Raw genomic sequence first — 20,381 nt, 5'->3', positions numbered from 1 at the left:
TGCGGCGACCACGCGCACGTCCACACCAAAATCCTTGAGCTTCTTCTCGATCAGGCGGCTGGTCATCTCCAGCGTCTGGCTGTCCACACCGGCCTGGTGCACCGGCGCGCTGTCGAGCAGGTCCACCTGCGGCAGCTTGCTGTCGGGCAGTTCGGTGAAGAGCGGCTTCTGACGCTCCTTGGCCACACGATCGCTCTTGGGCACGTCGACCAGCGTGGGCTCGATCACCACCGGTACTGCGTGGTGTTCTTCAATCTCCACCCGCTCAACCTTCACCACCTCTTCGCGTTCGCGCGCGGCCTGCTCGCCGATGCGCTGGTCTTCCACCGCTTCGCGCTTTTCACGTCGGGCTTCAAACCAGCCGTCCAGCGTGTGCCCAACCTCTTCGGCCCAATGGCCCCAAGAAAAACGGAACACGCTCGGCAGGCACACCAACAGCAAAGCCAGCATGGTCAGCGCCGAGCCGGTGAATCCGAGCCAGCGCATGGAAAACGCGCCGAGACCATGGCCGAGCACACCGCCCGCGTGGCCCGGCAGCAGCGCCTCCAGACGGTAGAGGCGGCTCCACTCCAGCACCGTGCTCGCAGCCATCAGCGTGATCAGTGCCAGCCAGAACAGCCCGCGGCGCGCCCAGGGGCGATGCCAGATGCGCGAATCCTGTTCGTCGCCCGCATCGGCGCGCGTTCCGCGAATCCAGCCGGCCAAGGCCGACAACCAGGCCCTCACACCGGTCAGGAAACACCACCAGACCGAAAAGCCGAACAAGTAATAACTCCAGTCCGCCAACAGCGCACCGAGCCGTCCACCCCAGTTGCCCACCTCGGTGGCGGTGCCGGTGGTGCTCCACGCCGGATCGGCCAGCGAGTGGCTCAGCAGAGCCAGCAGCCAGAAGGCCAACGCGGCGGCACCCAGCACCAGGCCGATCTCCTGGGCAAAACGGGAAACGCCGACCTGCGGTTGACCCGCACGGTCGGCGTTGAGGGTGTTCAGTGAGTAGGTCATGGGCTGTTCAAATGTCCAGCAGCAAGCTTACCCCAAGCCCACCCCGATCCCATGTCCGTCAGACCCGGCCACACGTCGGTGGCCCAACGGTTCAGCCGAGGGAATTCAGCCGTTCCTTGATGATGGTGCTGCCGTCTTCCGCCATCTCGATGAAGCCCCGGTCCTCCAGGTCTTTCATGACGCGGCTGACCATCTCGCGCGAAGCGCCGATCATCTTGGCCACGTCCTGGCGCGACACCCGGTCCTTGATGGTGAGCTGGCCGTCCTTGTCAGGCTGGGCAAACTCCAGCAACGCGCGCGCCACCCGGCCGTACACGTCCATCAGAGCGAGCGATTCGATCTTGCGGTCAGCGTGGCGCAGGCGCTGCACCAGGCCTTTCATCACTGCGTAAGCCATGGAGCTGTTTTCAGGCAGGCAACGGGCGAATTCGGCACGGCCCAGGATCAACACATCGGTCTGCACCTCGGCGCGCACCGTGGCCGAATGCGGCTGGTTGTCGATCAGGCTCATTTCGCCCACGTAGTCGCCGGGGTTCATCGTCGCCAGGATCACCTCGCGACCGCGCGAATCGGTGGTCACCACACGGGCCCGCCCGGTCAACACAATGGCCAGACAGTTCGATTTTTTGCCCTGTTCGACGATGCACTCTCCGCGCTTGAAGCGCCGCTTGATCACCGAGTCGGCCACCGACTCGGCCTGCGCCTGGGTCAGCGTGGAAAACAACGGCACCCGGCGGATCAGATCGAGATTGGACAGGAGAGACATGCGTGTATTCCTTGCTCTGGTTAGCGCCAGCAGCGCCGTTTCATACAATGACCTGAAGTCAAGGCCCCTGCCCGCAGGCTGCCGACCTGACGCACCAATATAACCACTGACTCTAAACCACTTGCCCCTGAATGCGATGGGGACTTGCACCATGAAACACGCCAAAGTACTGATCCTCGGCTCCGGCCCCGCCGGCTACACCGCTGCGGTGTATGCCGCTCGCGCCAACCTCAATCCAGTGCTCATCACCGGCATCGCACAGGGTGGCCAGCTCATGACCACAACCGACGTGGACAACTGGCCCGCAGACGCCGACGGTGTGCAAGGGCCCGATCTGATGCAGCGTTTTCAGGCACACGCCGAGCGCTTCAAGACCGAAATGATCTTCGACCACATCAACGCGGTCGACTTCAGCAAACGCCCCTTTGTGCTCAAGGGTGACAGCGGTGAATACAGCTGCGACGCGCTCATCATCGCCACCGGCGCATCGGCCAAGTACCTCGGCCTGCCGTCCGAGGAAGCGTTCATGGGCAAAGGCGTGTCGGGCTGCGCCACCTGCGACGGCTTCTTCTACCGCGGGGAAGAAGTCAGCGTGGTGGGCGGTGGCAACACGGCGGTGGAAGAGGCGCTGTACCTCTCCAACATCGCCAGCAAGGTCACGCTGGTGCACCGCCGCGATACCTTCAAGGCCGAAGCCATCCTGATCGACAAGCTGATGGAAAAAGTCGCCGCCGGCAAGATTGAACTCAAGCTGCACAGCACGCTTGACGAAGTGCTGGGCGACCAGACCGGCGTAACCGGCGTGCGCCTGAAAAGCGTGAAAACCGGCGCCACCGAAGACATCACCCTCAAAGGCTGCTTCATCGCCATCGGCCACCAGCCCAACACCGACATCTTCAAGGGCCAGCTCGACATGAAGGACGGTTACATCACCACCCGCTCGGGCCTGCAGGGCATGGCCACCATGACCAGCGTGCCCGGCGTGTTTGCCGCTGGCGATGTGCAGGACCACGTCTACCGCCAGGCCATCACCAGCGCCGGCACCGGCTGCATGGCCGCGCTGGACGCCCAGCGTTTCCTGGAGCAGAACGCGTCCTGAACGCCAGCAGACCCCGCCAGATGGCCGATTGGCTATAATCGCGGGCTTTGCTGAGTTTGACCGGTCCGTCCGGCGCATCTGCAAATTCGGGTTACCGCCACCCTTTCCTGGCGAGGTGAGGCTGAGTGGCCAGGCACGGAATGTCTTCCGGTCGTGGTCCGCAGCTGTTTGAAATGATCGGAGTGTCCTCATGGCACGCGTCTGCGAAGTCACGGGCAAGAAGCCCATGGTCGGGAACAATGTTTCCCACGCCAACAACAAAACCAAGCGCCGGTTCCTGCCGAACCTGCAATACCGCCGCTTCTGGGTCGAGAGCGAAAACCGTTGGGTGCGTCTGCGCGTCTCCAGCGCCGCTCTGCGCCTGATCGACAAAAACGGCATTGACGCCGTGCTCGCCGACCTGCGCGCACGCGGTCAAGCTTAAGGAGAACCGAACATGGCAACCAAAGGCGCACGTGAGAAGATCAAGCTGGAATCCACCGCTGGAACCGGCCACTTCTACACCACGACCAAAAACAAGAAGACCACGCCCGAGAAGATGCTGATCAAAAAGTTTGATCCAAAAGCTCGCAAGCACGTGGACTACAAAGAAATCAAGCTGAAGTAAGCTGGATTTCCTCCAACAAAAAGCCGCTGTCACCCAGCGGCTTTTTTGTGCGCCATCGACACCCGTTCGTCCATGAAAAAACCACCCCGCAGGGTGGTTTTTCTGGAGCGGTCGGATTCAGGCGTGGGCTGAACGCAGGCGGATGGAGAAATCGCGCAGCGCAGCAATCCCGCTTTCCTCGGCCCGACGGCACCAGGCCTGCAGGTCAGCCGCCAATTGCTCACGGGTGGCTGTGGTACTGGACCACAGGGCGCGCAGTTCTTCGCGCATGGTCACCATCTTGTCGAGCACGGGGTGCTCGGCACGCACCTGGGCCAGTTGGGGCTTGATGCTGGCGGGCACCTTGTCGTCGTCGCGGTGCAACCACTGGCGAGCCGACTGCAACACGGTGGCGTCGCCCCGGCGTTGCTGCAACGCCTCGAGCTCGCGCTTGCAGGCCGCGCGCATCTCGCGGGCATAACCGGCCATCACTTCGTAACGGTTGGCGATGATCGCCTCCAGGGTCTTCTCGTCGGCCACCGGTTTCACATCACCAAACGCCATCTTGGGCGGCAACTTCTTGACCGAAGCCAGACCCACCGAGCGAAGCATGCTGATGTACATCCAGCCGATGTCGAACTCGTAGGGCTTCACCGACAGCTTGGCCGACGTGGGATAGGTGTGGTGGTTGTTGTGCAGCTCTTCACCGCCAATGATGATGCCCCAAGGAGACACGTTGGTGCTGGCGTCGGTGGCTTCGAAGTTGCGATAGCCCCACCAGTGACCGATGCCGTTGATGATGCCGGCGGCCGTGATCGGGATCCAGATCATCTGGATGGCCCACACGGTCACGCCCAGCGCGCCAAACAGCGCCACGTTGATGATCATCATGAGACTCACGCCCAGGCGCGAGCGGCCGGTATAGAGCGCGCGTTCGATCCAGTCGTTGGGCGTGTTGTGGCCGTAGCGGTCCAGGGTTTCCTGGTTTTTCGCCTCGGCGCGATACAGCTCGCTGCCTTCAAAGAACACCTTCTTGATGCCGAACACCACGGGGCTGTGCGGGTCACCTTCGTGTTCGCACTTGGCGTGGTGCTTGCGGTGTATGGCGGTCCACTCCTTGGTGACCATGCCGGTGGTCATCCAGAGCCAGAAACGGAAGAAGTGCGATGCGATCGGGTGCAGGTCCAGCGAGCGATGGGCCTGGTGGCGGTGCAGGTAAATGGTGACGCTGGCGATGGTGATGTGGGTGAACACCAAGGCCACGATCATGGTTTGCCACCAAGTTGCACCGGTCACACCGTGTGCAAGAAACTGGATAAGGCCGTCCCAGATGGACGAAAAAATGCCGAAGTCGGAAGAAAACATTGATTTCCCAATAAACGCTCAAGGGCGCGGATGGATACCGAGTGGGCTCCAGAACACCCGGAGCAGAGAAACCACGATTTTAAGGGCGGGGGTCGCAATCACCAACCCACAACCGACCTCCCATGTGGAAACTACTGCCCCAGATCAAGTGAATTGGCGGCATTTCAAGGCTTTTTCCGCCAGACGGCGGCAAAGAAGCCATCCGTAGCATGCCGATGCGGCCACAAGCGGAGCCAGCGCCCTTCGTCACCCTGGCACAGTGAGGTGGCATCTTTGACCTGCGCGGTGTCCAGCAAACTGGACACAGGGAGCGTCTCAAAGTCGGCGTGGACCGACTCAAAGGCCGCGCAGACGTTCTCGTTCTCCTGTTTCAACAAGCTGCAGGTGGCGTAGACCAGCCTCCCACCCGGCTTGAGCAGGCGCGCCGCGCTGTTCAGGATGGCCAGCTGCAACTCGGCCTGCGCCGCCACGGTCTGGGGGTTCTGGCGCCACTTCAGGTCGGGACTGCGCCGCAGTGTGCCCAGGCCCGAACACGGGGCGTCGACCAGCACGCGGTCGATCTTGCCTGCCAGGCGTTTGATGCGGTCATCACGTTCGTGGGCAATGGCCACCGGGTGCACGTTGGACAGGCCGCTGCGCGCCAGGCGCGGTTTGAGTGCATCGAGCCGGTGGCCGGAGGTGTCAAACGCGTAGAGCCGCCCGCTGTTGCGCATGGCGGCACCAATGGCCAGGGTCTTGCCGCCGGCGCCGGCGCAAAAGTCCACCACCATCTCGCCGCGCTTGGCGTCCAGCAGCAGGGCCAGCAGCTGCGAGCCTTCGTCCTGCACCTCGACCTCGCCCTCGGTGAAGGCGGGCAACTTGGCCAGCGACGGTTTGCCCTGCAGGCGGATGCCCAGCGGCGAATACGGCGTGGCAACACCGGTCAGACCGGCTTTGTGCAACGAGGCCAGCACCGCTTCGCGCTTGGCTTTCAGCAGGTTCACCCGCAGGTCCAGCAGCGCGGGCTGGTTCAGGCTGGCCACCAAGGCATCAAATTCGCTGCCCACTTGCTCGCGCAACGCGGTGGCGAGCCACTCGGGCAGGTTGTGGCGGTGCTGCGCCATCAGGTCGGCGTCGGTGACGGCGTCGCAGTGGTCGAGCCAGGTTTTCTCAGCGTCGGTCAGTGCGCTCTTGATGAAATCCCGATCGCCCGGAAACGCCAGGATCGCCAGCCGGCGCCACTTGGAGCCACTGCCCGAGCGGGCCAGCCATTCCAGTTTCAGGCGTTGGCGCAGGATGGAATAGACGGTGTCGGACAGCGTGGCGCGCTCGCGGGAACCGAGTGAACGGTTCTCACGAAAGTGGCGGGCGACGACGGCGTCGGTGGGGTGTTCGAACTTGAAGACCTGTTCGATCAGGATGGCGCTTTCGTCCAGGAGGGCTTTTGGATGCATGGCCCGTATTGTCCTCCGTCGATAATCAGCGGCTATGTCCGAACTTTCCCAACAGGTGCGCCGCCGCCGCACCTTCGCCATCATTTCCCACCCCGACGCGGGCAAAACCACCCTCACCGAGAAGCTGCTGCTGTTCTCCGGCGCGATCAACATCGCCGGCAGCGTGAAGGCGCGCAAGGCCGCGCGTCACGCCACCAGCGACTGGATGGAGATCGAGAAACAGCGGGGCATTTCGGTCGCATCGTCGGTGATGCAGATGGAATACCGCGACTGCGTGATCAACCTGCTGGACACGCCAGGTCACCAGGACTTTTCTGAAGACACCTACCGTGTGCTCACCGCCGTGGACGCCGCCTTGATGGTGATCGACGCGGGCAACGGCGTGGAGCCGCAGACGCGGCGCCTGCTGCAGGTCTGCCGTGCGCGCAACACGCCGATCTTGACCTTCGTGAACAAGATGGACCGCGAGGTGCAGGCCCCGCTGGACCTGATGGACGAGCTGGAACGCGAACTGGGCATGACGGTGGTGCCCTTCACCTGGCCCGTGGGCATGGGCAAGACCTTCCGAGGTGTGTTCGACCGCCGCACCGACCAGATGCGCGTGTTCGCCGCCGGTGAAGACCGCCGTGGCGGCGACGAGGACGTGTTGGTGGGCCTGAACAACCCCGAGAGCGTGAAGCGCTTCGGCTCGGAGTTCGAACAGGCGCGCGACGAGCTGGAGCTGGTGGCAGGCGCATCACCCGCGTTTGACGAAGCAGAGTTCCTCGCAGGCCGCCAGACACCCATGCTGTTCGGCTCGGCGGTGAACAATTTCGGCGTGCGCGAGGTGCTCGACGCGCTGGTGGACCTGGCACCGCCGCCCGGCGACCGCCCCGCGATGCAACGCACGGTGCGCCCCGACGAGCCGAAATTCAGCGGCGTGGTCTTCAAGATCCAGGCCAACATGGACCCGGCGCACCGCGACCGCATTGCGTTCGTGCGGGTGGCCAGCGGCCATTTCGAGCGCGGCATGAAGCTCAAGGTGGTGCGCTCGGGCAAGGACCTGCGCCCCAACACCGTGGTGAGCTTTCTGTCGCAACGGCGCGAGCTGCTGGACGAAGCCTTTGCCGGCGACATCATCGGCATCCCCAACCACGGCGTGCTGCAGTTGGGCGACACGCTGACCGAAGGCGAGAGCCTGCAGTTCACCGGCCTGCCCTTCTTCGCGCCGGAAATCATCCGCAGCGTGGAAGTGGCCGACCCGCTGCGCAGCAAGCAGTTGCGCTCGGGCCTGACGCAGCTCGGCGAAGAGGGCGCGATCCAGGTGTTTCGCCCGGTCGCGGGCTCGGTGCTGCTGCTGGGTGCCGTGGGGCAGCTGCAGTTCGAGGTGGTGGCGCACCGGTTGGAGCACGAATACGGTGTGAAGGCCCGCATCATGAACAGCCCCTACCAGGTGGCGCGCTGGGTGACCTGTGCGCCTGAGGACGGCGGCGAGATCGAGCTCAAAAAATTCATCGACGCCAACAGCCACCGCGTGGCGCTGGACGCCGTGGACGCGCCCACGCTGCTGGTCGACCACGCGGCCACGCTGCGCGCGGTGGAGGCGAACTGGCCGAAGATCAAGTTCCACGCGATGCGGGAGCACGCGGGGCTGGTGTTCGCGAAAGGGGTTTGAAGGCGCGCCCTCACCCCAGCCCTCTCCCAGCGGGAGAGGGCGCAAAGCACTTCAGGCGGAGAGCAGTTTTTCGATCGCACGCGGGTAGATGACGTGTTCCTGCGTCAGCACCCGCGCCGCCAGCGTCTCGGCCGTGTCCCCTGGCAACACCGGCACCACCGCTTGGTCCAAGATCTCGCCGTGGTCGAGTTCGCTGGTCACCCGGTGCACGGTAGCGCCGGCGAAGCGGCAACCCATGTCGATGGCGCGCTGGTGCGTCTTCAGGCCCGTGAACGCCGGTAGCAGGCTGGGGTGGATGTTGACCAGCCGGCCCTCGTAGTGCTGCACGAAGCCGGGCGTGAGGATGCGCATGAAACCCGCCAGCACCACGAGCGTGGGGGCATGGCGATCAATCTCGGCCATCAGCGCGGCGTCAAAGGCGTCTCGGCTGTCGTAGGCCGTGTGGTCCAGCGAGGCCGTTGCGATGCCCTGTTCTTGGGCCCATGCCAGCCCCTGGGCACCGGCCTTGTTGCTGATCACCGCAACGACGCTCGCCTTGAAGCGAGCTTGCCAGCGCTCTTTGAGGGATGTCTCCACGATGGCGGCCATGTTCGAGCCGCTCCCGGAGATCAGAATCACGATGTTTTTGTTCACGCCAGACATGGCCGGGAAGTGTAATGACCTCAGACCAGCAAACCCCTTCAAGCAGCCGCCCGCGCGGCCACGATTTTCAACAGCGCCCGCTCGCGCTCACCGAGGCCCGCGTGCTCGGCACGCTGATGGAGAAGGCGCGCACCGTGCCCGACAGCTACCCGCTCACTCTCAACACGCTGGTGACCGGCTGCAACCAGAAGTCCAGCCGCGAGCCGGTGATGAACCTGGCCGACGCCGCCGTGCTCGAAGCGCTGGACGCCTTGCGCGCCCTGCACCTGGTGCTGGAGAGCAGCGGCAGCCGCGTGTCGCGCTACGAGCACAACTTCATGCGCGCGGTGGCCGTGCCCGAACAATCGGCCGTGCTGCTGGGCATGCTGATGCTGCGCGGACCGCAGACGGCCGGTGAACTGCGGCTCAACACCGAGCGCTGGTACAAATTCCTCGACATCGCCTCGGTCGACGCCTTTCTGGAAGAGCTGCAGGAACGCAGCGAAGACAAAGGCGGCGCGCTGGTGGTGAAACTGCCGCGCGCACCCGGCGCTCGCGAGCAGCGCTGGGCCCACTTGCTGTGTGGCCCGGTGGACGCTTCGTTGCTGATGCAGAGCCCGCAAAACAACGCGAGCGCCGCCACCGAAGACGAGTTGATCCACCTCACGCGCCGCGTGACCACGCTGGAAAACACCGTGGCCGCGCTGCAGGACCAGCTGCAAAATCTGAACGAACAACTCGGCTTGTCGCAGCCCGGACAGCGATAAAACGAACGGTCGTGCCAAACTGCTCGGCGTTGTTCAATTTGCCGGCACATTCCCGTGGCGGCCACCAGGAGACACCCCATGGATTTGGCATTCACGCCCGAAGAGCAGGCGTTTCGCGAGGAGATCCGCGGCTGGGTCAAGGCCAACCTGCCCGCCGACATCGCCCACAAGGTCCACAACGCGTTGCGCCTGTCACGCGACGACATGCAGCGCTGGGCCAAGATCCTCGGCAAAAAGGGCTGGCTCGGCTGGGGCTGGCCCAAGGAATTCGGTGGCCCGGGCTGGAACGCGGTGCAGAAGCACCTGTTCGAAGAAGAATGTGCCCTGGCCGGCGCGCCGCGCGTGGTGCCTTTCGGCCCGGTGATGGTGGCGCCCGTGATCATGGCCTTCGGCAACAAGGCGCAGCAAGAGCGCTTTTTGCCCGGTATTGCCAGCGGTGACGTGTGGTGGAGCCAGGGTTACAGCGAACCGGGCTCGGGCTCGGACCTGGCCTCGGTGAAATGCCGCGCCGAGCGCCAAGGCGACAAGTACATCGTCAACGGCCAGAAGACCTGGACCACCTTGGGTCAGTACGGCGAGTGGATCTTCTGCCTGGTGCGCACCAGCACCGAGGGCAAGCCGCAGACCGGCATCTCCTTCCTGTTGATCGACATGAAGTCGCCCGGTGTCTCGGTGCGGCCCATCAAGCTGCTCGACGGCGAGTGCGAGGTCAATGAAGTGTGGTTCGACAACGTCGAAGTGCCAGCCGAGAACCTGATCGGTGAAGAGAACAAGGGCTGGACCTACGCCAAGCACCTGCTGAGCCACGAGCGCACCAACATCGCCGACGTGAACCGCGCCAAGCGCGAGCTGGAGCGCTTGAAGCGCATCGCCAAGGCCGAAGGCGTGTGGGACGACCTGCGTTTCCGCGACCAGATCGCCCTGCTCGAAGTCGACGTGGTCGCGCTTGAGATGATGGTGCTGCGCGTGCTGTCGGCCGAAAAATCGGGCAAGAACTCGCTCGACATTGCCGGCCTTCTCAAGATCAAGGGCAGCGAAATCCAGCAGCGCTACAGCGAACTCATGATGCTGGCCGCCGGCCCCTACAGCCTGCCCTTCATTGAAGAAGCCATGGAAGCCGGCTGGCAAGGCGACTTCCCCGGCGGCGTCAACGCCAACGCGCCGCTCGCATCGACCTACTTCAACATGCGCAAGACCACCATCTACGGTGGCAGCAACGAAGTGCAACGCAACATCGTCGCGCAAACCGTGCTCGGCTGAGGAGATTCAAAGATGGACTTCGATTTTTCCGACGACCAAAGCGCGCTGCGCGACGCCGTTCAAAAGTGGGTGGAGAAGGCCTACACATTCGAGCGCCACACCGCCATCGTGACCGCGGGCGGCTTTGACCGCGCGGCCTACAACGAACTCGCCGAGCTCGGCCTGGCCGGCCTGTATGTGAGCGAAGACGACGGCGGCATGGGCATGGGCCCCATCGAGGGCATGGTGGTGATGGAACAACTGGGCAGCGGCATCGTGCTGGAACCGCTGGCGCAGACGCTCATCACCTCGGGTGTGCTCGGCGGTTATGCCCCGGCCGAACTCAAGGCCGCGTGGTTGCCCCGCATCGCCTCGGGTGAAGCGCTGGTGGTGCTCGCGCACCAGGAACGCAAGGCGCGCTACCAGCTCGATGTGTGCGCAACCACCGCCACGCAGGCCGGCAGTGGCTGGACGCTTTCAGGCACCAAGAACGTGGTGCCCGCTGCCGACCAGGCCGATGCGTTTGTGGTGCCCGCCATGGCGGGTGGCAAGCTCGCCCTGTTCCTGGTGGAGCGCACCGCCGCTGGCGTGAGCACCCGCGGCCACCACACGCAGGACGGCGGCCGCGCCGGTGACCTGACGCTGAAGGACGCGCCGGCCCAGTTGATCACCGCCGATGGACTGACAGCACTGGAACACGGCGTGGACATCGGCATCGCCGCCACCTGCGCCGAAGCCGTGGGGGTGATGGACAAGACCGTGGCCATCACAGTCGAGTACATGAACACGCGCAAGCAGTTCGGCGTGGCCATCGCCACCTTCCAGGCGCTGCGCCACCGTGTGGCCGACATGAAGATGCAGCTGGAATTGGCACGCTCCATGAGCTACTACGCCAGCCTCAAGCTCAATGCGCCGGCGCCCGAGCGCCGCGCGGCCATGGCGCGCGCCAAGGTGCAGCTGGGCACGTCCATGCGCTTCGTGGGCCAGCAGGCGGTGCAGTTGCACGGCGGCATCGGCGTGACAGACGAATACATCGTGAGCCACTACTTCAAGAAGTTGACCCAGCTGGAGATGACCTTCGGCGACAGCCTGCACCACCTCGGTGAGGTGTCCGCACGGATGCAGGACACAGCCGGCGTGTTTGCCTGAGCCGATCCGCCTGGCGAAGCTACCTCAGGCGTGAAGGCGTGAGGTCTTCGGCAGGTGCGACATCAAAAACTCCATCTGGTCCGCAAGGATGCGGCGGTTGCGAAGGATGAAGTCTTCCCACAGGCTGGGCACGTAGGGCGCGTACAGCAGCCCCATGTGGGCCTGCTCGGGCGTGCGGTTGCCCTTGCGGTGGTTGCACGAGCGGCAGGCGGTGACCACGTTCATCCAGAGGTCGCGCCCGTTCTGGCCCAGCGGCACGATGTGTTCGCGGGTCAGCTCTTCTTCGTGGAAATGCTCGCCGCAGTAGGCGCACACGTTGCGGTCGCGCGCAAACAGCTTGCTGTTGGTCAGCGTGGGTCGCAGGTCAAAGGGGTTGATGCGCGGCACGCCCTGGGTGCCGATGATGGAATTGACGTTGATGACGGACTGGCGTCCGGTGATCGCGTTGTGCCCGCCATGAAACACCGCGATCTCGGCCCCCATCTCCCAGCGCACTTCATCCGCCGCGTAGTGCAGGACGGCTTCTTCAAGGCTGATCCACGACTGCGGCAGACCCTGGGCTGAGAGCTTCAAGACCTTCAAGACGGACTCCTTTGTGCAATGGCATCACCGGAAAACAGGCCTCGGGAGGCCCGACACGGCCTGCAGGTGGCACCCGCGCACGTGTATCGTCGTGTGTCAATATAGCGCGCTTTGATGACGCAGCCCGTCAAACAGGCACATTCCCCACCGCCAGCGGGCTTGCAAGAGCACCCTCACCCCACCGATCCGGCATGAAAATCTTTCGCGGCTTGCGTGGCCGTCTCCCTGGCAACCCACTGGCGGCGCGTGGCGGCTGCGCGCTCACCATCGGCAATTTCGACGGCGTGCACCGCGGCCACCAGGCCATGCTGGCGCTGCTCAACAACGAAGCCCGGCACCGTGGCGTGCCCAGCTGCGTGATGACCTTCGAGCCACACCCGCGCGACTACTTTGCTGCCCTGCACCACCAGCCCGACCTGGCGCCCGCGCGCATCGCCACCCTGCGCGACAAGCTGCAGGAGTTGGAGCGCTGCGGCGTGGACGAATGTGTGGTGCTGCCCTTCAACGCGCAGCTCGCCGCACAAACGCCGCAGGCCTTCATTGAAGACATCCTGGTCGGCTCGCTGGGCGTGAAATACGTGTTGGTGGGCGATGACTTCCGCTTCGGCGCCAAACGCGCGGGCGACTACGCCATGCTGGACGCTGCCGGCAACCACCTGGGCTTTGACGTGGCGCGCATGCAGAGCTACGAGGTGCACGGCCTGCGCGTGTCCAGCTCGGCCGTGCGACAGGCGCTGGGCGCCGGCCGCATGGAAGACGTGGCGGCCCTGCTCGGGCGGCCCTACAGCATCAGCGGCCACGTGGTGCACGGGCGCAAGCTCGGCCGCCAGTTGGCCGAGAGCGCCCCGGGGCGCGGCGATGGTTTTCGCACGCTCAACCTGCGCTTTGCCCACTGGAAGCCCGCGGCCAGCGGCATCTTCGCGGTGCTGGTGCATGGCCTCGGCCCCCATGCCGATTCGGCGCCCCTGCCCGGTGTGGCCAACCTCGGCGTGCGGCCCTCGCTCGACCCCGATGACGTGAACGGCGGGCGCGTGCTGCTCGAAACCCATTGCCTCGACTGGCCCCGGGCTCTGGCCGAGAGCCTGCCCGGCGGGGAGGCCTACGGTAAAATCGTCCGCGTGGAACTGCTGCACAAACTGCATGACGAGCTGAAATACGACAGTCTGGACGCCCTGACCCAGGGCATCGCGCGCGACTGCGACGACGCACGCGCCTTCTTCGCCTCGCTGCACACCCAAACCCACCGCCAGACCACGCGCGACCGAATTTAGACCTCGCGTCTATCCGGTCGCTGCCCTTCGACAGGCTCAGGGCGAACGGTGTCTCTTTCTGTCTCCCCTCACTCCCCCGTTCGGGCTGAGCTTGTCGAAGCCACCACGGAATCCCGCCATGTCTGAATCCACCCCCGCTGCCGCCGACTACCGCAGCACCCTGAACCTGCCCGACACCCCGTTCCCGATGCGCGGGGATTTGCCCAAGCGCGAGCCGGGCTGGGTCGACAGCTGGAACGAAGGCGGCCTCTACAAGCGCCTGCGCGACGCGCGTGCCGGCGCACCGCTGTTCGTGCTGCACGACGGCCCGCCGTACGCCAACGGCAAGCTGCACATCGGCCATGCGCTGAACAAAGTGCTGAAAGACATGATCGTCAAGAGCCGCCAGCTCTCGGGCTTTGACGCGCAGTACATCCCCGGCTGGGACTGCCACGGTCTGCCGATCGAAAACGCGATCGAAAAACTGCACGGCCGCAACCTCGGCCGTGACGACATGCAGGCCAAGAGCCGCGCGTTTGCCACCGAGCAGATCGGCCAGCAGCGCGAGGACTTCAAGCGCCTGGGCGTGTTGGGTGATTGGGAGCGCCCCTACCGCACCATGGACCCGGCCAACGAAGCGGGCGAAATCCGCGCGTTCAAACGCGTGATCGAGCGTGGTTTCGTGTACCGCGGCTTGAAGCCGGTGTATTGGTGCTTCGACTGCGGCTCCTCGCTGGCCGAGTTCGAGATCGAATACGCCGACAAGAAAAGCGAAACGCTGGACGTGGCCTTCGAGGCGGACGACGGTGCGAAGCTCGCAGCAGCCTTCGGCCTGGGCGCTCTGCCCGCGGGCAAGTCCGCCTTCGCCGTCATCTGGACCACCACCGCCTGGACCATCCCGGCCAACCAGGCGCTCAACGCCCACCCCGAGTTCACCTACGCCCTGGTCGACACGCCCATGGGCTGCCTGGTGTTGGCCGAAACCTTGGTCGAAAAATGCCTGGAGCGCTTCGGCCTCACCGGCACCGTGATCGCCACCGCGCCGGGCAAGGCCCTGGGCGGCCTGAACTTCCGCCACCCGCTGTTCGACGCGGACGCCGGCTACCGCCGCCTCTCGCCCATGTACCTGGCCGAGTACGTGAGTGATGCCGACGGCACCGGCATCGTGCACTCCTCGCCGGCCTACGGCGTGGACGACTTCAACTCCTGCGTGGCGCACGGCATGTCGGTCGACGACATCCTCAACCCGGTGCAGGGCAACGGTGCCTACGCGGCCGACTGGCCTCTCTTCGGTGGCCTGCACATCTGGAAAGCCGTGCCGGTGATCCTGGAAGCGCTCAAAGCCGCCGGGCGCCTCATGGCCACGCAAACCATCACCCACAGCTACCCGCACTGCTGGCGCCACAAGACGCCGGTGATCTACCGCGCGGCAGCGCAGTGGTTCGTGCGCATGGACGAAGGCGTGGGGGTGTTCACCAAAGACAAAGCACCCAAGACGCTGCGCCAGCTGGCACTCGACGCCATCGACGCCACCCGCTTCTACCCCGAGAACGGCCGCACCCGCCTGCGCGACATGATCGCCAACCGGCCCGACTGGTGCATCAGCCGCCAGCGCAGCTGGGGCGTGCCGGTGCCGTTTTTCCTGCACAAGGACAGCGGTGAACTGCACCCGCGCACCATGGAGATCCTCGACCAGGCGGCCGACATCGTCGAGCAGGGCGGCATCGAGGCTTGGAGCCGTGTGACGTCGGAAGACATCCTGGGCGCCACCGACGCACCGCACTACACCAAGAGCACCGACATCCTGGAGGTGTGGTTCGATTCCGGCTCCACCTTCTGGCACGTGCTGCGCGGCAGCCACGCCAACGCCTACCCCAATGGCGCGTTCCACACAGAAGGCCCCGAGGCCGACCTATACCTTGAAGGCCACGACCAGCACCGCGGCTGGTTCCACAGCTCGCTGCTGCTGGGCTGCGCGCTCTATGACCGCGCGCCCTACAAAGGCCTGCTGACCCACGGTTTCGCCACCGACGGCCAAGGCCGCAAGATGAGCAAGAGCCTGGGCAACACGGTGGAGCCGCAAAGCGTCACGAGCAAGCTGGGCGCCGAGATCGTGCGCCTGTGGGTGGCCAGCACCGACTACTCGGGCGACCTCAACATCGACGACAAGATCCTCGCCCGCGTGGTCGACGCTTACCGCCGCATCCGCAACACGCTGCGGTTTCTGCTCGCCAACGTGAGCGACTTCAACCCCGCCAAGGACGCCGTGCCGCTGGACCAGATGCTGGAAATCGACCGCTACGCGCTGGCGCGCGCGGCGCAGTTCCAGGCCGAGGTGCTGGCGCATTACGCCGTGTACGAGTTCCACCCGGTGGTGGCCAAGCTGCAGGTGTACTGCTCGGAAGACCTGGGTGCGTTCTACCTCGACGTGCTCAAGGACCGGCTCTACACCACCGCACCCGGCAGCCTCGCGCGGCGCAGCGCACAGACCGCGCTGCACCAGATCACCCACGCCATGCTGCGCTGGATGGCGCCCTTCCTCAGCTTCACGGCCGAAGAAGCCTGGCCCGTGCTGGCCGGTGCGCAGAACCAGGGTTCGATCTTTTTCGAGACCTTTGCGAAGCTGCCCGAGGTGGACGACGCGCTGCTGGCCAAGTGGTCGCGCATCCGCGCGGTGCGCGAAACCGTGAACAAGGAGATCGAAACGGTGCGCACGGCTGGCGGTGTGGGCTCGTCGCTGCAGGCCACGGTGCAACTCACCGTGCCGGCCGACGACCTCGCGCTGCTGGCCTCGCTCGGCGACGACCTCAAGTTCGTGCTGATCGTGTCAACGGTGGCCTTGCTCGAAGGCGATGCGAAGGTGGATGTGATCCCGGCCACCGCCGCCAAATGCGAGCGCTGCTGGCACTACCGCGACGACGTGGGTGTGGACGCTGCGCACCCCACGCTCTGCGGCCGCTGCACCAGCAACCTCTTCGGCGCGGGTGAAACCCGTTGGGTGGCCTGATGAGCAACGCCCCAACGCGTGGCATCTGGCCCTGGCTCGGGCTCGCCGCCCTGCTCTTGGCGGCCGACCAGGTCACCAAGCTGCTGATCCTGGCCAACTACCAGCTCGGTGAAAGCACCTTCATCACCAGCTTCTTCAACGTCGTGCGCGTGCACAACACCGGCGCGGCCTTCTCGTTCCTCGCCGAGGCCGGTGGCTGGCAGCGCTGGTTCTTCACCGGGGTGGGTGTGGCAGCGTCGGTGTTCATCGTGTGGATGCTGCGCACGCACCCGGGCGAGAAACTGTTCGCGTTCGCGCTGGCCTGCATCCTGGGTGGCGCCATCGGCAATGTGGTCGACCGCCTGGTCCACGGCTATGTGGTCGACTGGCTGGACTTTCACTGGGGCGTGCTCGCCGGCATGTTCCCGGGCGGGCACTTTCCGGCCTTCAACATCGCCGACGCGGGCATCACCGTGGGCGCGGTCTCGCTGATCCTCGACGAAATCCTGCGCTGGCGGCGCAGCCGCTGACCCGGCGGCCCGCACCGCGCGGCCACACAGCCCGAATCACGTTGCACGCGGGCGTATAACTTCCGTCCATGAAACACCTGTTGGACCTTCTGGCGGCCATCGCCCTGCTCGTCTGGGGCACGCACCTGGTGCGCAACGGCGTTCTGCGCGTCTTCGGCAGCAACCTGCGCCAGGTGCTGGCCGCGAGCATGGGCAACCGCTTCACCGCAGCGCTCTCGGGCCTGGGCGTCACGGCCCTGGTGCAGTCCAGCACCGCCACCGCGCTCATCACCGCGTCCTTCGTGGGCCGTGGGCTGATCGCACTGCCCGCCGCGCTGGCCGTGATGCTGGGTGCCGACATCGGCACCAGCCTGATGGCGGTGGTGTTTTCCTTCGACCTGTCGTGGCTCTCGCCGCTGTTCATCTTCCTCGGCGTCACGTTGTTCATCTCGCGCCAGGGCACGTCCACCGGCGACTTCGGGCGCGTGCTGATCGGCCTGGGCCTGATGCTGCTGGCCTTGCAGCTGATCTCGGGCGCCACCAACGTGCTCACGCAAAACCCGGCGGTGCAGCTGATGCTGGAATCGCTTGCCAGCGACCGCTTGCTGGAAATCCTGCTGGGCGCTGCGTTGGCGGTGGTGGCGTATTCAAGCTTGGCGGTGGTGTTGCTCGCCTCCACGCTGGCACTGCAGGTGGTGGGGCTCGATGTGGCGCTGGGCATCGTGCTGGGTGCCAACCTGGGCAGTGGCCTGCTGGCCGTGATCACCACCGCCAAGTCGGGCGTGAGCACACGCCAGGTGCCGCTGGGCAACCTGCTCTTCAAGGTGTTCGGCGTGGCCATTGCCATCTGGCTCATCCCCACCTGGCTGGGCTTCATGCAGCCGCTGGTGCAGGACCCGGCCACGCTCACCGTGCTGTTCCACCTGAGCTTCAACCTCCTGGTGGGCGCGGTGTTCATCGGCCTCACGCAACCGGTGGCCCGGCTGGTGGAGCGGCTGTTGCCGCTGCAGGCCAACAAAGGCCCGCTGGACCGGCCCAACCACCTCGACCCCTCGGCCCTGGCCACGCCCTCGCTGGCCATTTCGTGCGCGGCGCGCGAAGCCATGCACCAGGCCGATGTGGTTGAAACCATGTTGCGCGGTGTGGTCACCGTGATCAAGACCAACGACCTCAAGCTCGCACAAGACCTGCGCAAGCTCGACGACACGGTGGACAGCCTGTACTCGGCCATCAAGTACTACCTCACCAAGATCTCGCGCCAGCAGCTCAGCGAAGCCGAGAGCCGTCGCTGGACCGACATCATCAGCTTCACCATCAACATGGAGCAGATCGGCGACACGGTGGAGCGCGTGTTGCTCGACATCGAGGACAAGAAGATCCGCAAGGGTCGCGACTTTTCCGAGGCCGGCATGGCCGAGATCACCGAGCTGCACGCGCGCCTGATCGACAACCTGCGCCTGGGCATGAGCGTGTTCCTCAACGGCAATGTGCGCGACGCGCAGCGCCTGCTGGAAGAGAAGGTGCGCTTTCGCGACAAGGAACGTGCCTACGCCGCCACCCACCTCGACCGCTTGTCCGACATGAGCCAGCAAAGCATGGACACCAGCGCGCTGCACCTCGATCTGATCAGCGACTTGAAGCGCATCAACTCGCACATCTGCTCGATCGCCTACCCCATCCTGGACAGCGCCGGCGTGCTCGCGCCCAGCCGCCTGCGCGAGCCACCGGCGGTGGACGCCAGCCGCCTCTGACCGCTTGCGGGCCTTGTGCGGCGAGGCTGCGAAAACAGGGGTGCTGTGCTACGCTGGCTCTCCGTTTTGCGACCCGCCAGGAGACAACATGCCCGGACTGCTGCCCCACATCGACCCCGATGGCCTGCTCGAGTTTTCGGTGGTTTACACCGACCGCGCGCTCAACCACATGTCCAGACGGTTCCAGGGCGTGATGACCGACATCTCGACCATGCTCAAGCGCGTCTACGGCGCGCACTCGGCGGTGCTGGTGCCCGGCAGTGGCACCTTCGGCATGGAGTCGGTGGCGCGGCAGTTTGCCCACGGCCAACATGTGCTCGTCATCCGCAACGGCTGGTTCAGCTACCGCTGGACGCAGATCTTCGACATGGGGAACATCCCCACCAGCCACACGGTGATGAAAGCCCGGCGCACCGGCGCAGGCTCACAAGCCCCCTGGGCCCCGGCACCCATTGACGAAGTGGTGGCCACCATCGCGCGCGAGAAGCCTGCGCTGGTGTTCGCTCCCCACGTGGAAACCGCCGCCGGCATGATCCTGCCCGACGGGTACCTGAAGGCCGTGAGTGACGCCGTGCACGCGGTCGGTGGCCTGTTCGTGCTCGACTGCATTGCCTCGGGCGCGATGTGGGTCGACATGAAAGCCACGGGTGTGGACATCCTGATCTCGGCGCCGCAAAAGGGCTGGAGCAGCTCACCCTGCTGCGCCATGGTGATGCTGAGCGAACGCGCACGCGCCGCCATCGACGCCACACAGAGCACCACCTTTGCCATGGACCTGAAGAAGTGGCTGCAGATCATGGAAACCTACGAGGGCGGCGGCCACGCGTACCACACCACCCTGCCCACCGACGCGCTCACGCGGCTGCGCGAGACGATGGTGGAGACCGAAGCCTATGGCGTCGAGCGGGTGCGCCAGGAGCAGATCGCTTTGGGGTCACAGGTCCGCGCGCTGTTGGAGCGCCATGGTTTCCCCAGCGTGGCGGCCTCGGGTTTCCAGGCGCCGGGCGTGGTGGTGAGCTACACCACCGACCCGGAGATTCAGTCGAGCAAGAAGTTTCTGGCGGTGGGTTTGCAGACGGCCGCGGGTGTGCCTTTGCAATGCGACGAAGGCCCCGAGTTCAAGACCTTCCGCATCGGTCTCTTCGGCCTGGACAAGTGGCACGACGTGCCTTCGACCTTGCAGCATCTTGAGCGGGCTTTGGCTGAGGTGGCGCCTCGGCAGGCGCAGCCTGCTTGAGTTGAGGTTGTTGCTCGCTGAGCGTTGCTGTCGTCTACCTCGCGGGATCGGGGCATGACGGCGCTCTGCTCCGCGAATGTCCCCCGGGGCCTTTGGCCCCTCCTCCTTTATTTCGCTGCGCAGAGCGCCATCACGCCCCGATCCAAGGCGTGCTTGCGTTCAAACGTTGGATTGCTCTGACGCTCGCGGCCTGAGAGCACAGGGCGAACGACGCAGCGAAATAAAGGAGGAGGCGGCTCCAGCCGCCGGGGGACATTCGCGGAGTCGATCGCCCTGGGCTCTCAGGCGACCAACACTGCAGGCAGCTACATCACGGCAACAAAACCGTGCAACCCGTGGTGGAGCGAGCCTCAAGACTCTCATGCGCCTTGCGCACATCGGTCAG

General features: G+C 65.1%; 18 protein-coding genes. 12 read left to right on the top strand and 6 right to left on the bottom strand.

What is annotated here, in order from left to right; translation table 11 throughout:
• Both ACN4F8_RS00305 and ACN4F8_RS00300 read right to left on the bottom strand, forming a co-directional pair.
• The coding region (locus ACN4F8_RS00305; RefSeq protein ID WP_419471744.1) for a DNA translocase FtsK 4TM domain-containing protein at positions 1 to 1,002 on the bottom strand (1,002 nt) is incomplete at its 3' end.
• Between the two features lie 91 nt (positions 1,003 to 1,093).
• Positions 1,094 to 1,768, bottom strand: coding sequence for a Crp/Fnr family transcriptional regulator (locus ACN4F8_RS00300; RefSeq protein ID WP_419471743.1), 675 nt, complete (start codon positions 1,766 to 1,768; stop codon positions 1,094 to 1,096).
• Positions 1,769 to 1,919: 151 nt separating this feature from the next.
• Between ACN4F8_RS00300 and trxB the strand changes: the two genes are divergently transcribed.
• From trxB to rpmG, 3 genes are all read left to right on the top strand, one after another.
• Positions 1,920 to 2,867: a thioredoxin-disulfide reductase gene (gene trxB, locus ACN4F8_RS00295; protein ID WP_419471742.1), complete on the top strand. Its 948-nt coding sequence runs from the start codon at positions 1,920 to 1,922 to the stop codon at positions 2,865 to 2,867.
• Positions 2,868 to 3,057: 190 nt separating this feature from the next.
• Positions 3,058 to 3,291 (top strand): 50S ribosomal protein L28, encoded by a 234-nt coding sequence (gene rpmB, locus ACN4F8_RS00290; RefSeq protein ID WP_124220509.1) that lies wholly within the window; start codon positions 3,058 to 3,060, stop codon positions 3,289 to 3,291.
• A gap of 12 nt (positions 3,292 to 3,303) precedes the next feature.
• A complete protein-coding gene (gene rpmG, locus ACN4F8_RS00285; RefSeq protein ID WP_056269543.1) occupies positions 3,304 to 3,474 on the top strand; it encodes a 50S ribosomal protein L33 in 171 nt (56 codons plus the stop codon).
• A 117-nt stretch (positions 3,475 to 3,591) separates the two neighbouring features.
• Here the strand turns inward: rpmG and ACN4F8_RS00280 are convergent, their stop codons facing one another.
• Entirely contained in the window at positions 3,592 to 4,818 is a 1,227-nt protein-coding gene (locus tag ACN4F8_RS00280) for an acyl-CoA desaturase (RefSeq protein WP_419471741.1), read from the bottom strand.
• 164 nt (positions 4,819 to 4,982) lie between these two features.
• Positions 4,983 to 6,251, bottom strand: a complete 1,269-nt coding sequence (locus ACN4F8_RS00275) for an RsmB/NOP family class I SAM-dependent RNA methyltransferase (RefSeq protein WP_419471740.1) — start codon at positions 6,249 to 6,251, stop codon at positions 4,983 to 4,985.
• A gap of 34 nt (positions 6,252 to 6,285) precedes the next feature.
• Here ACN4F8_RS00275 and ACN4F8_RS00270 point away from each other — a divergent pair, with 34 nt between their 5' ends.
• Positions 6,286 to 7,905, top strand: coding sequence for a peptide chain release factor 3 (locus ACN4F8_RS00270; protein ID WP_419471739.1), 1,620 nt, complete (start codon positions 6,286 to 6,288; stop codon positions 7,903 to 7,905).
• 51 nt (positions 7,906 to 7,956) lie between these two features.
• On the opposite strand, the gene purN is transcribed toward ACN4F8_RS00270, so the two are convergent.
• Complete coding sequence (purN, locus tag ACN4F8_RS00265; RefSeq protein WP_419471738.1) at positions 7,957 to 8,547, bottom strand: phosphoribosylglycinamide formyltransferase; 591 nt, start codon at positions 8,545 to 8,547, stop codon at positions 7,957 to 7,959.
• Positions 8,548 to 8,561: 14 nt separating this feature from the next.
• Between purN and ACN4F8_RS00260 the strand changes: the two genes are divergently transcribed.
• From ACN4F8_RS00260 to ACN4F8_RS00250, 3 genes are all read left to right on the top strand, one after another.
• On the top strand, positions 8,562 to 9,293 hold the full coding sequence (locus ACN4F8_RS00260) for a YceH family protein (protein WP_419471737.1): 732 nt from the start codon (positions 8,562 to 8,564) through the stop codon (positions 9,291 to 9,293).
• A 78-nt stretch (positions 9,294 to 9,371) separates the two neighbouring features.
• Complete coding sequence (locus ACN4F8_RS00255; protein ID WP_419471736.1) at positions 9,372 to 10,553, top strand: acyl-CoA dehydrogenase family protein; 1,182 nt, start codon at positions 9,372 to 9,374, stop codon at positions 10,551 to 10,553.
• Between the two features lie 12 nt (positions 10,554 to 10,565).
• Positions 10,566 to 11,681 carry an acyl-CoA dehydrogenase family protein gene (locus tag ACN4F8_RS00250; RefSeq protein WP_419471735.1) on the top strand — a complete coding sequence of 372 codons (1,116 nt, stop codon included), beginning with the start codon at positions 10,566 to 10,568 and terminating at the stop codon, positions 11,679 to 11,681.
• 24 nt (positions 11,682 to 11,705) lie between these two features.
• On the opposite strand, the gene ACN4F8_RS00245 is transcribed toward ACN4F8_RS00250, so the two are convergent.
• Positions 11,706 to 12,263 (bottom strand): HNH endonuclease, encoded by a 558-nt coding sequence (locus ACN4F8_RS00245; protein WP_069045493.1) that lies wholly within the window; start codon positions 12,261 to 12,263, stop codon positions 11,706 to 11,708.
• Positions 12,264 to 12,454: 191 nt separating this feature from the next.
• On the opposite strand from ACN4F8_RS00245, the gene ACN4F8_RS00240 reads away from it, so the two are divergent.
• The 5 genes from ACN4F8_RS00240 (at position 12,455) to ACN4F8_RS00220 (ending at position 19,996) form a co-directional block, all read left to right on the top strand.
• Complete coding sequence (locus ACN4F8_RS00240; RefSeq protein ID WP_419471734.1) at positions 12,455 to 13,534, top strand: bifunctional riboflavin kinase/FAD synthetase; 1,080 nt, start codon at positions 12,455 to 12,457, stop codon at positions 13,532 to 13,534.
• 118 nt (positions 13,535 to 13,652) lie between these two features.
• Entirely contained in the window at positions 13,653 to 16,520 is a 2,868-nt protein-coding gene (gene ileS / locus ACN4F8_RS00235) for an isoleucine--tRNA ligase (protein WP_419471733.1), read from the top strand.
• A complete protein-coding gene (gene lspA, locus ACN4F8_RS00230; RefSeq protein WP_419471732.1) occupies positions 16,520 to 17,029 on the top strand; it encodes a signal peptidase II in 510 nt (169 codons plus the stop codon). Before ileS ends, lspA begins: the two co-directional genes overlap by 1 nt.
• A 68-nt stretch (positions 17,030 to 17,097) precedes the next feature.
• Entirely contained in the window at positions 17,098 to 18,759 is a 1,662-nt protein-coding gene (locus ACN4F8_RS00225; RefSeq protein WP_419471731.1) for a Na/Pi cotransporter family protein, read from the top strand.
• 88 nt (positions 18,760 to 18,847) lie between these two features.
• Positions 18,848 to 19,996, top strand: a complete 1,149-nt coding sequence (locus ACN4F8_RS00220; RefSeq protein WP_419471730.1) for an aminotransferase class V-fold PLP-dependent enzyme — start codon at positions 18,848 to 18,850, stop codon at positions 19,994 to 19,996.
• The last annotated feature ends 385 nt before the right edge of the window (positions 19,997 to 20,381 follow it).

The sequence above is a fragment of the Hydrogenophaga sp. genome (assembly GCF_048549895.1).
In the GTDB taxonomy this organism is placed as follows: Bacteria; Pseudomonadota; Gammaproteobacteria; order Burkholderiales; family Burkholderiaceae_C; genus Hydrogenophaga.
This window is presented reverse-complemented; position numbering and strand designations above follow the sequence as displayed.

Bases quoted from the DNA above. Each gene is read 5' to 3' on its own strand.
- rpmG (WP_056269543.1), top strand. From the start codon at position 3,304: ATGGCAACCAAAGGCGCACGTGAGAAGATCAAGCTGGAATCCACCGCT.
- rpmB (WP_124220509.1), top strand. From the start codon at position 3,058: ATGGCACGCGTCTGCGAAGTCACGGGCAAGAAGCCCATGGTCGGGAAC.
- purN (WP_419471738.1), bottom strand. From the start codon at position 8,547: ATGTCTGGCGTGAACAAAAACATCGTGATTCTGATCTCCGGGAGCGGC.
- ACN4F8_RS00240 (WP_419471734.1), top strand. From the start codon at position 12,455: ATGAAAATCTTTCGCGGCTTGCGTGGCCGTCTCCCTGGCAACCCACTG.
- trxB (WP_419471742.1), top strand. From the start codon at position 1,920: ATGAAACACGCCAAAGTACTGATCCTCGGCTCCGGCCCCGCCGGCTAC.
- ACN4F8_RS00250 (WP_419471735.1), top strand. From the start codon at position 10,566: ATGGACTTCGATTTTTCCGACGACCAAAGCGCGCTGCGCGACGCCGTT.
- ACN4F8_RS00260 (WP_419471737.1), top strand. From the start codon at position 8,562: ATGACCTCAGACCAGCAAACCCCTTCAAGCAGCCGCCCGCGCGGCCAC.
- ACN4F8_RS00225 (WP_419471731.1), top strand. From the start codon at position 17,098: ATGAAACACCTGTTGGACCTTCTGGCGGCCATCGCCCTGCTCGTCTGG.
- ACN4F8_RS00275 (WP_419471740.1), bottom strand. From the start codon at position 6,251: ATGCATCCAAAAGCCCTCCTGGACGAAAGCGCCATCCTGATCGAACAG.
- ACN4F8_RS00280 (WP_419471741.1), bottom strand. From the start codon at position 4,818: ATGTTTTCTTCCGACTTCGGCATTTTTTCGTCCATCTGGGACGGCCTT.
- ACN4F8_RS00270 (WP_419471739.1), top strand. From the start codon at position 6,286: ATGTCCGAACTTTCCCAACAGGTGCGCCGCCGCCGCACCTTCGCCATC.
- ACN4F8_RS00255 (WP_419471736.1), top strand. From the start codon at position 9,372: ATGGATTTGGCATTCACGCCCGAAGAGCAGGCGTTTCGCGAGGAGATC.
- lspA (WP_419471732.1), top strand. From the start codon at position 16,520: ATGAGCAACGCCCCAACGCGTGGCATCTGGCCCTGGCTCGGGCTCGCC.
- ACN4F8_RS00220 (WP_419471730.1), top strand. From the start codon at position 18,848: ATGCCCGGACTGCTGCCCCACATCGACCCCGATGGCCTGCTCGAGTTT.
- ACN4F8_RS00300 (WP_419471743.1), bottom strand. From the start codon at position 1,768: ATGTCTCTCCTGTCCAATCTCGATCTGATCCGCCGGGTGCCGTTGTTT.
- ileS (WP_419471733.1), top strand. From the start codon at position 13,653: ATGTCTGAATCCACCCCCGCTGCCGCCGACTACCGCAGCACCCTGAAC.